12 protein-coding genes and 1 pseudogene are annotated in these 11,576 nt (G+C 53.4%); 10 read left to right on the top strand and 3 right to left on the bottom strand.

The window, feature by feature from the left end; translation table 11 throughout:
* A pseudogene (locus FDX03_RS23210) lies at positions 1-626 on the bottom strand (glycerol-3-phosphate 1-O-acyltransferase); the annotation flags it as partial.
* 171 nt (positions 627-797) lie between these two features.
* On the opposite strand from FDX03_RS23210, the gene FDX03_RS09820 reads away from it, so the two are divergent.
* The 4 genes from FDX03_RS09820 (at position 798) to FDX03_RS09805 (ending at position 3,671) form a co-directional block, all read left to right on the top strand.
* The gene (locus FDX03_RS09820; RefSeq protein WP_048213931.1) at positions 798-1,166 is read left to right on the top strand and encodes a diacylglycerol kinase; all 369 of its coding nucleotides are present in this window, start codon (positions 798-800) and stop codon (positions 1,164-1,166) included.
* 109 nt (positions 1,167-1,275) lie between these two features.
* Positions 1,276-1,884, top strand: coding sequence for a transcriptional repressor LexA (gene lexA, locus FDX03_RS09815; RefSeq protein WP_003826596.1), 609 nt, complete (start codon positions 1,276-1,278; stop codon positions 1,882-1,884).
* Positions 1,885-2,005: 121 nt separating this feature from the next.
* The gene (gene dinF, locus FDX03_RS09810) at positions 2,006-3,325 is read left to right on the top strand and encodes an MATE family efflux transporter DinF (protein ID WP_048213930.1); all 1,320 of its coding nucleotides are present in this window, start codon (positions 2,006-2,008) and stop codon (positions 3,323-3,325) included.
* Positions 3,326-3,461: 136 nt separating this feature from the next.
* On the top strand, positions 3,462-3,671 hold the full coding sequence (locus FDX03_RS09805) for a CsbD family protein (RefSeq protein ID WP_005132658.1): 210 nt from the start codon (positions 3,462-3,464) through the stop codon (positions 3,669-3,671).
* Between the two features lie 44 nt (positions 3,672-3,715).
* On the opposite strand, the gene zur is transcribed toward FDX03_RS09805, so the two are convergent.
* Positions 3,716-4,234: a zinc uptake transcriptional repressor Zur gene (gene zur / locus FDX03_RS09800; protein WP_003031709.1), complete on the bottom strand. Its 519-nt coding sequence runs from the start codon at positions 4,232-4,234 to the stop codon at positions 3,716-3,718.
* Positions 4,235-4,349: 115 nt separating this feature from the next.
* On the opposite strand from zur, the gene FDX03_RS09795 reads away from it, so the two are divergent.
* The 3 genes from FDX03_RS09795 to pspG all read left to right on the top strand — a co-directional run bounded on the left by FDX03_RS09795 (position 4,350) and on the right by pspG (position 6,319).
* Positions 4,350-4,838: a cupin domain-containing protein gene (locus FDX03_RS09795; RefSeq protein ID WP_048213928.1), complete on the top strand. Its 489-nt coding sequence runs from the start codon at positions 4,350-4,352 to the stop codon at positions 4,836-4,838.
* A 106-nt stretch (positions 4,839-4,944) separates the two neighbouring features.
* Complete coding sequence (dusA, locus tag FDX03_RS09790) at positions 4,945-5,943, top strand: tRNA dihydrouridine(20/20a) synthase DusA (protein ID WP_137345867.1); 999 nt, start codon at positions 4,945-4,947, stop codon at positions 5,941-5,943.
* Positions 5,944-6,076: 133 nt separating this feature from the next.
* On the top strand, positions 6,077-6,319 hold the full coding sequence (gene pspG / locus FDX03_RS09785) for an envelope stress response protein PspG (protein ID WP_048213926.1): 243 nt from the start codon (positions 6,077-6,079) through the stop codon (positions 6,317-6,319).
* A gap of 301 nt (positions 6,320-6,620) precedes the next feature.
* On the opposite strand, the gene FDX03_RS09780 is transcribed toward pspG, so the two are convergent.
* Positions 6,621-7,604, bottom strand: a complete 984-nt coding sequence (locus tag FDX03_RS09780; protein WP_137345866.1) for a quinone oxidoreductase — start codon at positions 7,602-7,604, stop codon at positions 6,621-6,623.
* 64 nt (positions 7,605-7,668) lie between these two features.
* On the opposite strand from FDX03_RS09780, the gene dnaB reads away from it, so the two are divergent.
* The 3 genes from dnaB to tyrB all read left to right on the top strand — a co-directional run bounded on the left by dnaB (position 7,669) and on the right by tyrB (position 11,503).
* Positions 7,669-9,084 carry a replicative DNA helicase gene (gene dnaB, locus FDX03_RS09775; RefSeq protein WP_005132645.1) on the top strand — a complete coding sequence of 472 codons (1,416 nt, stop codon included), beginning with the start codon at positions 7,669-7,671 and terminating at the stop codon, positions 9,082-9,084.
* 16 nt (positions 9,085-9,100) lie between these two features.
* Positions 9,101-10,180, top strand: coding sequence for an alanine racemase (alr, locus tag FDX03_RS09770; protein WP_061067021.1), 1,080 nt, complete (start codon positions 9,101-9,103; stop codon positions 10,178-10,180).
* A gap of 129 nt (positions 10,181-10,309) precedes the next feature.
* Positions 10,310-11,503: an aromatic amino acid transaminase gene (gene tyrB, locus FDX03_RS09765; protein ID WP_115644057.1), complete on the top strand. Its 1,194-nt coding sequence runs from the start codon at positions 10,310-10,312 to the stop codon at positions 11,501-11,503.
* The last annotated feature ends 73 nt before the right edge of the window (positions 11,504-11,576 follow it).

Below are 11,576 nucleotides of genomic sequence, written 5' to 3'. Positions count from 1 at the left end.
CGAGGGCCAACCGCCGCTAAGCGCTGGCGGGCAAAGTGCATACGCGCCACGCGTGCCAGTTTCTGCGCGATGGTTTTATCTGTGCCGTGTTCGTCTGCCATGCGGCGCAGGGAGACGGAAGGTGAGAAGCGGACAAAACTGTCGCGGCCCAGCCAGGACACAGCAAAGAATTTCTGTATGCCATTCAGCATGCGCAGTGGTGGATTGACTTCGCCTTTCTCGCGCCCAGGAGCACGGCCAAACATCACAGACACCGGCACCATCTGAACATCCAGATCGGGGTTGCTGCGATGTAAGTCGAGATAGTTATGGAACAACTTGATGGACTCTTCTTTTGGCGTGTAATAGGTGAATACACGTGGGCCGCCGTGTATAAACACGTAGCGCGGCAGCAAAGTCCCGTCTATCTCCAGCGGTTCCAGGGGATCGGGGAGATCGTGCACCAGGCATTGGGCACGCAGCGTCAGCAAGTCAGCTTTTGAGTTGTACGGTAAGACGTACATAATGGGACGAGAGGTATCGAGTCCCAATTCCGGGGCGGGTTCCGCCGGGATAGACTTGCTTTTTACCAGGATGCTTAATGGTAAATTCAGTAATTTGTAGTAAATTCGTGGCCAGCCGGACATAAACGATGTAAAGCCTCTGGTTAATAATGCAAATGCGCTGCAAGGATATCAGAAAGTTTAGTGAATTTCTGTGGTATCCCGTCATACTTCGCGCAGCTTTGCTTATGCCCTGAAACAAACAGGGTAACGATGCAATAATACTCACGCTAATAATGTAAAAAGGTTCTTTTGATGGCCAATAATACCACTGGATTCACTCGGATTATCAAAGCAGCAGGCTATTCCTGGCAAGGTTTCCGCGCAGCATGGATCAATGAGGCGGCATTTCGTCAGGAAAGCGTTGCCGTACTGTTGGGGGTAGCAATTGCCTGCTGGCTGGACGTTGACGCGATTACCCGCGTACTGCTGATTGGTTCGGTGATGCTGGTGATGATCGTTGAAATTCTGAATAGCGCCATTGAGGCGGTTGTCGACCGAATTGGTTCTGAGTATCACGAGCTTTCTGGTCGGGCGAAAGATATGGGATCGGCTGCGGTATTGCTTTCTATTTTTGTCGCTGTGATCACCTGGGGCATCCTGTTGTGGTCGCATTTGCGATAAAGATTCCACAACTTCATAAATCTCCTGTTTTTTGTGCAGTTTGCGGTTCCAAATTCGCCTTTAGCTGTATATACTCACAGCATAACTGTATATACACCCAGGGGGCGGAATGAAAGCGTTAACGGCCAGGCAGCAAGAGGTGTTTGATCTCATTAGAGATCACATCAGCCAGACAGGTATGCCACCGACGCGTGCGGAGATCGCGCAGCGTTTGGGGTTCCGTTCCCCAAACGCGGCTGAAGAACACCTGAAAGCACTGGCGCGTAAAGGTGTGCTGGAAATCGTTTCTGGCGCATCGCGTGGTATTCGCCTGCTGCAGGAAGAAGAGGAAGGCTTACCGCTTGTCGGTCGTGTGGCGGCCGGTGAGCCACTTCTGGCACAGCAGCACATCGAAGGCCATTACCAGGTTGACCCATCACTGTTCAAACCGAACGCCGACTTTCTGCTGCGCGTCAGCGGTATGTCGATGAAAGATATCGGGATTATGGATGGCGATTTACTGGCTGTGCATAAAACGCAGGACGTGCGTAACGGCCAGGTTGTTGTTGCCCGTATTGATGATGAAGTCACGGTTAAGCGCCTGAAAAAGCAGGGTAACAAGGTTGAACTTCTGCCGGAAAACAGTGAATTTAAACCTATCGTTGTCGATCTGCGCGAGCAAAACTTCACCATTGAAGGGTTGGCTGTCGGCGTAATTCGTAACGGTGAATGGCTGTAATGATCTGCTGATTTCCTGTCGGCCGGAAAGGGCGTTTACGCTGCTCTCCGGCAAATTGCCCGATGATGCTACGCTTATCGGGCCTACAAAAACGCGTTAATTTCTTTTCAGGCTCTTTTCCATGCCTTTCTTTACCTCCTCTGATAAAGCACTCTGGCACCTTGCCTTACCGATGATTTTCTCCAACATCACTGTTCCACTGCTGGGGCTGGTGGATACCGCAGTGATTGGTCATTTGGATAGCCCGGTCTACCTGGGTGGCGTTGCTGTCGGCGCAACAGCGACCAGTTTTCTCTTTATGCTGCTGCTGTTTTTACGCATGAGTACCACCGGCCTGACGGCCCAGGCGTTCGGTGCGAAAAATCCTCAGGCGCTGGCGCGCGCGCTGGTACAACCGCTGATACTGGCGCTGGGAGCGGGGCTGCTTATCGCGCTGTTTCGCACGCCGATTATCGATTTAGCGCTGCATATTGTCGGGGGTAGTGAAGCGGTACTGGAACAAGCCCGGCGTTTCCTGGAAATCCGCTGGCTAAGCGCGCCCGCCTCACTGGCTAATCTGGTGCTGCTCGGCTGGTTGCTTGGCGTACAATATGCGCGTGCGCCGGTTATCCTGCTGATTGTCGGCAATATTCTCAACATTGCGCTCGATTTATGGCTGGTGATGGGCCTGCATATGAACGTGCAGGGTGCAGCACTGGCGACGGTGATTGCCGAATATGCCACGCTGCTTATCGGTCTGATGATGGTACGTAAAGTCCTGCATTTGCGCGGAGTTTCGCTGGCAATGCTGAAGCAGGCGTGGCGTGGCAACTTCCGCCGTTTGCTGGCGCTCAACCGTGACATCATGCTGCGTTCGCTGCTGTTGCAACTCTGCTTTGGTGCTATCACGGTACTCGGGGCTCGCCTCGGTAGCGATGTCATTGCGGTCAATGCCGTTCTGATGACCCTGCTGACGTTCACTGCCTATGCGCTGGACGGGTTTGCCTATGCCGTGGAAGCGCACTCTGGCCAGGCCTATGGGGCACGCGATGGTAGCCAGTTGCTGGATGTCTGGCGGGCGGCCTGCCGGCAGTCGGGTATTGTTGCCGTCTTGTTTTCGATGGTTTATGCCCTGTTCGGCGAGCAGATTGTGGCGCTGCTGACCTCGCTGCCGCAAATCCAACACCTGGCTGATCGCTATCTTTTCTGGCAGGTGGTTTTGCCGCTGGTGGGTGTGTGGTGTTATCTGCTGGACGGCATGTTTATTGGCGCAACGCGTGCCGCAGAAATGCGCAACAGTATGGCCGTTGCCGCAGTGGGATTCGCCTTAACGCTCCTGACTTTACCGCTGCTGGGAAACCACGGCTTGTGGCTGGCGTTAACCGTTTTTCTCGCGCTGCGCGGGCTTTCACTGGCCTTCATCTGGCGACGTCACTGGCGTAATGGCACCTGGTTTGCCTGATGCCTATGGTTAAAAATTCCGAATAGTAAATAAAACCCAGAATCCCTGACTACACTTACTATCACGTCCAGCAAAAACAGCATGTATTCGGGCGCGGCACTCTCGCTATTCACAACCTAACGATGAGGACTTGATGATGAATAAAGACGAAGTCAGTGGTAACTGGAAACAGTTCAAAGGTAAAGTGAAAGAGCAATGGGGCAAACTGACCGATGATGATATGACGGTCATTGAAGGTAAACGCGACCAGCTGGTTGGTAAAGTCCAGGAACGATACGGGTACGCGAAAGATCAGGCGGAGAAAGAAGTTAAAGATTGGGAAAAACGCAACGATTACCGCTGGTAATTAACCCCTCCCTCCTGAGAGTACAAGGACGTACGCTCTTTTATTTACCGCCCGACTTTCTTTTTCACCTGAATGGTATGGTCATGCTGGCATTCGCCAGGATGGCGGCATGATTCAACTTCCACACATGCCGGACACAGGCCGTGGGCTTCAATCACATTATGGCGCAGAGCAAATCCCATTTTAGCTGCCAGCGTATGCATAATATCTTCCACGCCTTCCGCACACTCTTCTTTTACCACGCCACAGCGGTCGCAGATGAACATTGCGGAGCTGTGGGTTGGCTGATCGAACAGATGGCAAAGCACATAGCTGTTGGTTGACTCCACTTTGTGCACAAAACCTTGTTCAAGCAGAAAATCGAGCGCACGATAGACGGTAGGCGGCTTAGCCTGTGGTTCGGTTTCCCTCAACAGATCAAGCAGATCGTAAGCGCTGATTGCCCCTTCCTGCAGGCTCATCAGGCGCAACACTTCGAGGCGTTGTGGCGTGAGCCGCACGTTACGTTGCGCACAGAGTTTTTCAGCTTGAGCCAATAACTCCTGCGTGGTGGTTTTGTCCATTTGGCGCCTCGATTTGCGTGGAAGGTTAATCCCTTACTTTATCATGTTCTGCTTAAAACGCCGAGATCCACCGCTGTGTGCTATACCTGACGCATCGCAACACTGGAAAATTAACATGAAAAGACCCGATTGTATTCGCCACTGGCGTGAAGTTGAGGGGCCTGATGACTCCACCTATCCAGGCAGCGATGAGCTTTTTTCTATTGGCGCGCCGCTGGCCCGCAGGTTGGGGTTAGGGCGATTAGGCATCCATCACGAACGTCTGCCGCCGGGTCGGCGTACTTCTTATCCACACGCTGAAAGTGATGAAGAAGAGTTCATCTACGTACTGGAAGGGTACCCGGAAGCCTGGATAAATGGTTACTTATGGAAGCTGGAACCCGGCGACAGCGTTGGTTTTCCGGCAGGAACCGGTGTGTGCCACACTTTTATCAACAACACCAGTGACGAGGTGCGGCTGCTGGTCGTCGGTGAGGCGAACAAGAAGCATAACCGCATCTACTATCCACTCAATCCGGTCTATGCAGTCACGCGTGAAGATCGCTGGGTTGATCATCCTCCACAGTTTTTTGGTCCACACGACGGAAAACCTGGGCGGAAATGACAATCCACGCGAACGAAGGGCGCTATCCACGATGATGTGGCTCACTATCGCAACGGTCTATGCTATAGTAGCGCCCCTTTTTTAACCGGATGCTTGAATATTCGCCATGCTGCCTGAATCTCAGTCTACCGCTTTTCCCGCTCATCGTTTTTCTATCGCGCCGATGCTCGACTGGACGGACAGACACTGCCGCTACTTTTTGCGCCTGCTGTCCCGCCAGACGTTGCTCTATACGGAGATGGTGACTACCGGGGCAATTATTCATGGCAAAGGCGATTACCTGGCGTATAGCGAAGAAGAACATCCGGTCGCATTGCAACTGGGCGGGAGCGATCCGGCGGCACTGGCGCAGTGCGCAAAGCTGGCTGAAGCACGAGGTTATGACGAGATTAACCTCAACGTCGGCTGCCCTTCCGATCGCGTACAAAACGGGATGTTTGGCGCTTGCCTGATGGGGAATGCGCAACTGGTCGCCGATTGCGTGAAGGCGATGCGCGATGTGGTGTCGATTCCGGTGACGGTGAAAACCCGTATCGGCATTGATGACCAGGACAGCTACGAATTCCTCTGCGATTTCATCAACACGGTATCTGGCAACGGCGAATGTGAGATGTTTATCATCCACGCCCGCAAGGCCTGGCTGTCGGGGTTAAGCCCGAAAGAAAACCGCGAAATCCCACCGCTGGATTATGACCGTGTTTATCAGTTGAAGCGTGATTTCCCGCAGTTGACGATGTCGATTAACGGCGGAATTAAATCACTGGAAGAAGCAAAAACGCATCTGCAATATATGGACGGCGTAATGGTGGGCCGGGAAGCCTATCAAAACCCGGGGATTCTGGCATCGGTCGACCGTGAAATTTTTGCTGCGACCACGCCGGATGCAGACCCTGTCGCCGTGGTGCGTGCCATGTATCCCTATATTGAGCGGGAGCGGAGTAAAGGTACGTATCTGGGGCATGTGACCCGCCACATGCTGGGGTTGTTTCAGGGAATTCCCGGCGCACGCCAATGGCGTCGTTATCTGAGTGAAAATGCGCATAAAGCCGGGGCCGATATTAACGTTCTGGAACACGCGCTGAAACTGGTGGCAGACAAGCGTTAAGTTTTCACCAAAAGTTAGTTAATTTCACCACGCCCTGCGCTTTGTTGCGGGGTATTTTCTTTATAAATCAATGCATTAATTTTGGCATGTTTCTTGTAATGCAATGGAGAGAATTTCATTTCGGGAGAGCGTCATGCTGGAACTACTTTTTGTGATTGGTTTTTTTATCATGCTGATGGTCACTGGCATATCACTGTTGGGCATCCTCGCCGCGCTGATGGTGGCGACGGCAGTAATGTTCCTCGGTGGGATGTTTGCGTTGATGATTAAACTGTTACCCTGGCTGTTACTGGCCGTTGCCGTGGTGTGGGTTATCAAGGCGATAAAAGCGCCAAAAGTCCCACAGTATCAGCGCAATAACCGCCGATTTTACTAAGGTATTGAGCGGTGCGTCACAACCTGCAACATTGCCTTTAGAACCAAATAGGAATTGATTATCAAATCTGTCACTATTGCGTGGTTAACGAATTCATCGAGCTGTACCCTACATACAGCCGAACTAAAAAAAGAAAGGGCTTCCCATGGGAAGCCCTAATTCTTTACTTCCCCGTCATAATTCAAACCGCAGGTGTGTTGGCTGCTTTCATTCACCCCAGTCACTTACTCCAGTAAGCTCCTGGGGATTCATTCAATTGCCGCCTTCCTGCAATTTGAATTATTTAGGGGAAGTCGAAGCATTATGGGATTAGCAAACTCGATCCCTGCGTGGCCCGGCTTTCCAGTGCTTCATGGGCCCGTTGCGCGTCACTTAACGCAAATTTCTGACCCGGCGCGACATCCACTTTGATCACCCCACTGGCAATCAGCGAGAACAGTTCATTGCTGGCTTCGGTTAATTCATGATGGTTGGTGATGTAACCCTGCAGAGAAGGGCGCGTGACATACAGGGAGCCTTTCTGATTCAGAATACCTAAGTTCACGCCGGTCACTGGCCCGGAAGCATTACCAAAGCTGACCATTAGTCCCCGGCGCTGTAAACAATCCAGCGAGGCTTCCCAGGTATCTTTCCCCACCGAGTCATACACCACCCGTACTTTTTTACCTCCGGTTATCTCCTTAACCCGTTCGACGATACTTTCTTCGCGGTAGTTAATGACCTGCCATGCGCCGGCCTGCAGCGCAATTTGCGCTTTTTGCGCACTACCGACGGTACCAATCAGCTTCGCGCCCAATGCTTTTGCCCACTGGCAGGCAATCATCCCGACGCCGCCCGCTGCTGCATGGAACAAGAAGGGTTCATCAGGCTGAATTTCATAGGTTTTACGTAACAGGTAAAACACGGTCAGCCCTTTCAGAAACGACGCGGCTGCCTGTTCAAACGAGATCGCATTGGGCAGGATGGCGGCTTTATCGGCCGGAACGTTATGTACTGAGCTGTAAGCGCCAAGCGCTGACTGCGCATACACCACGCGATCGCCAGCTTTAATGTGCGTCACTTTGCTCCCCACTTTGCTGACTACGCCGGCGGCTTCGGTTCCCAGACCGCTGGGCAGAGAAGGCGGTGGATAAAGACCACTGCGGATGTAAGTGTCGATATAGTTGATGCCAATCGCTTTGTTCTCGACCTGGATTTCGTTCTCTGCCGGATCTGCAGGCGTAAACTCGACGACCTGAAGCACTTCAGGACCACCATGCTTGTGAAATTCAATACGCGTTGCCATGCTTCCTCCAAAAGAAATGTGGTAATCTTTCGACCCAATCATTATCTCGGTAACTCCATTCACTATGGCAGGAAATAAACCCTTCAACAAACAACAGACTGATGCTCGTGAGCGCGATCCCCAGGTCGCCGGGCTGAAAGTACCGCCGCACTCGATTGAAGCGGAACAGTCGGTGTTGGGCGGTTTAATGCTGGATAACGAACGCTGGGACGATGTGGCCGAGCGCGTGGTGGCGGAAGATTTCTATACCCGACCGCACCGGCACATCTTCACGGAAATGCATCGACTGCAGGAGATGGGAAAACCTATCGACCTGATCACACTCGCAGAATCGCTGGAGGTTCAGGGACAACTGGACAGCGTCGGCGGCTTTGCTTACCTGGCTGAGTTATCTAAAAACACGCCAAGTGCGGCGAACATTAGTGCTTATGCGGATATCGTCCGCGAACGCGCCGTTGTTCGTGACATGATTTCGGTGGCCCATGAAATTGCGGAAGCTGGTTTCGATCCACAAGGGCGCTCCAGTGAAGACCTGCTGGATCTCGCGGAATCCCGCGTCTTTAAAATCGCCGAAAGCCGCGCCAACAAAGACGAAGGCCCGAAAAACATCACCGATGTGCTCGACGCCACCGTCGCGCGTATCGAGCAGTTGTTCCAGCAGCCGCACGACGGCGTCACCGGAGTGAATACCGGCTATGATGACCTCAACAAAAAGACCGCGGGTCTACAGCCGTCGGACTTGATTATCGTCGCCGCGCGTCCGTCGATGGGTAAAACGACATTTGCAATGAACCTTGTCGAAAATGCGGCGATGTTGCAGGATAAGCCGGTTCTTATCTTTAGTCTTGAAATGCCCTCAGAACAGATCATGATGCGTACCCTGGCCTCGCTGTCACGCGTAGACCAAACCAAAATCCGTACCGGTCAACTGGATGATGAAGACTGGGCACGAATTTCCGGAACAATGGGTATTTTGCTGGAGAAACGAAACATCTATATTGATGACTCCTCCGGCCTGACGCCAACGGAAGTGCGCTCGCGTGCCCGTCGTATCGCCCGTGAACACGGCGGTATCGGCCTTATCATGATCGACTACCTGCAACTAATGCGTGTACCGTCGCTCTCCGACAACCGTACGCTGGAAATTGCAGAAATCTCCCGCTCGCTGAAGGCGTTAGCAAAAGAACTGCATGTGCCGGTGGTAGCGCTATCGCAGCTTAACCGTTCACTGGAACAACGCGCGGACAAGCGTCCGGTCAACTCGGATCTGCGTGAATCCGGCTCCATCGAACAGGATGCCGACTTAATCATGTTTATCTATCGTGATGAGGTTTATCACGAAAACAGCGATTTAAAAGGTATCGCCGAAATTATTATTGGTAAGCAGCGTAACGGTCCGATCGGTACGGTGCGCCTGACGTTTAACGGACAGTGGTCCCGCTTCGACAACTATGCCGGTCCTCAATATGATGATGAGTAATTTCTAAGGAATACAAATGCAAGCGGCAACTGTAGTCATTAACCGCCGCGCTCTGCGACACAACCTGCAACGTCTGCGTGAACTGGCTCCTGCCAGCAAACTGGTTGCGGTCGTGAAAGCGAACGCTTACGGCCACGGTCTGTTAGAGACTGCGCGAACGCTCCCCGATGCGGACGCTTTTGGTGTCGCTCGTCTTGAAGAAGCCCTGCGGCTGCGAGCGGGAGGGATCACGCAGCCCATCCTGCTGCTGGAGGGATTTTTTGATGCCGCCGATCTGCCAACGATCTCCGCGCAGCGTCTGCATACTGCCGTCCACAACCTGGAGCAGCTTGAAGCCCTGGAAGCCGCAGAACTGGCTGAACCGGTCACCGTCTGGATGAAGCTCGACACGGGGATGCACCGCCTGGGCGTGCGCCCTGAGCAGGCCGAAGCGTTTTATCAGCGTTTAACGCAATGTGACAACGTGCGCCAGCCGGTTAATATCGTCAGCCACTTTGCGCGCGCGGATGAACCTGAATGCGGCGCGACGGAAAAACAGCTCGATATCTTTAATAGCTTTTGCGAGGGAAAACCTGGACAGCGTTCAATTGCTGCGTCGGGTGGTATTTTGCTGTGGCCCCAGTCCCACTTCGACTGGGCGCGTCCGGGGCTGATTCTGTACGGCGTATCGCCGCTGGAAAACCACTCTATCGGCGCCGATTTTGGCTGTCAGCCGGTGATGTCGCTGACCTCCAGCCTGATTGCGGTGCGTGAGCACAAAGCGGGCGAGCCGGTTGGCTATGGTGGAACCTGGCAAAGCGAGCGCGACACGCGTCTCGGCGTGGTGGCGATGGGCTACGGCGACGGTTATCCGCGCGCAGCGCCGTCCGGGACGCCGGTGCTGGTTAATGGCCGTGAAGTGCCGATCGTCGGCCGCGTCGCGATGGATATGATCTGCGTCGATTTAGGCCCCGAGGCGCAGGATAAAGCTGGCGATTCGGTGATCCTGTGGGGGGAAGGCCTGCCCGTTGAACGCATTGCTGAAATGACGAAAGTAAGTGCTTACGAACTTATTACGCGCCTGACGTCGCGCGTGGCGATGAAGTATATCGATTAAGCGCATGATGTGCCGGATAAGGCGGTTACGCCGCTATCCGGCAATATTCCTCTCAACATCCTCTCGATCTTCTCCTGCTTCCGGTTTATTGTGTTCATATCCTCTGCCTGTAAACCTGGAGAACCACACGTGTTTCAAAAAGTTGACGCCTACGCCGGCGACCCGATTTTATCGCTCATGGAGCGGTTCAAAGAAGATTCACGTAGCGACAAAGTGAACCTCAGCATTGGCCTGTATTACAACGAAGATGGGATTATTCCTCAGCTTAAAGCGGTAGCGGAAGCGGAAGCCAGACTCAATGCCAAACCGCATGGCGCTTCGCTGTATCTGCCGATGGAAGGTCTGAACGCTTATCGCCATACTATTGCGCCGTTGCTGTTTGGGGCGCAGCATCCGGTACTCCAGCAACAGCGCGTGGCAACCATTCAGACGCTGGGCGGCTCCGGCGCGCTAAAGGTTGGCGCAGACTTCCTGAAGCGCTATTTCCCTGATTCTGGCGTGTGGGTCAGCGATCCGACCTGGGAAAACCACATCGCGATTTTTGAAGGGGCGGGATTCGAAGTAAGTACTTACCCATGGTATGACAACGCGACTAATGGCGTGCGTTTCAACGATCTGCTGGCAGCGCTGAATACCTTACCGGCGCGTAGCATTGTGCTGCTGCATCCGTGCTGCCATAACCCCACGGGTGCGGATTTAACACCAGCACAGTGGGATGCGGTGATTGAGATCCTGAAAGCGCGCGACCTGATCCCGTTCCTCGACATTGCCTACCAGGGTTTTGGTGGCGGAATGGAAGATGATGCGTACGCCATCCGTGCGATTGCGAGTGCTGGTTTACCAACTCTGGTTAGCAACTCATTCTCCAAAATTTTCTCATTGTATGGCGAACGTGTTGGCGGGCTTTCTGTGGTGTGTGAAGACGCCGATGCTGCCAGCCGCGTTCTGGGGCAGCTAAAAGCGACGGTGCGCCGGAACTACTCCAGTCCGCCAAACTTTGGTGCGCAGGTGGTTGCCGCGGTACTGGGGGATGAAGAGCTGAAAGCGAGCTGGCTGGCGGAAGTTGAGGCAATGCGTACCCGCATTCTGGCGATGCGTCAGGAACTGGTTAACGTATTGAATGCGGAGATCCCGGGTCGTAACTTTGATTACCTGCTGCAACAGCGCGGTATGTTCAGCTATACTGGGCTCAGCGCCGCTCAGGTCGATCGCCTGCGCGATGAGTTTGGTGTTTACCTGATAGCCAGCGGACGTATGTGCGTGGCCGGGTTGAATCACGGTAATGTGCAGCGCGTGGCGAAGGCATTTGCCGCCGTCATGTAATCGGCTTTGTGTGATGCCGGATGGCGCGTAAACGCCTTATCTGTCCTACAAGGATACATGGATTTTAGTTTGT

Source organism: Citrobacter sp. wls827, from assembly GCF_005280875.1.
Classification (GTDB): Bacteria; Pseudomonadota; Gammaproteobacteria; order Enterobacterales; family Enterobacteriaceae; genus Citrobacter; species Citrobacter youngae.
The sequence above is the reverse complement of the archived record's forward strand: the minus strand, read 5'-3'. Positions and strand labels throughout refer to the sequence as shown.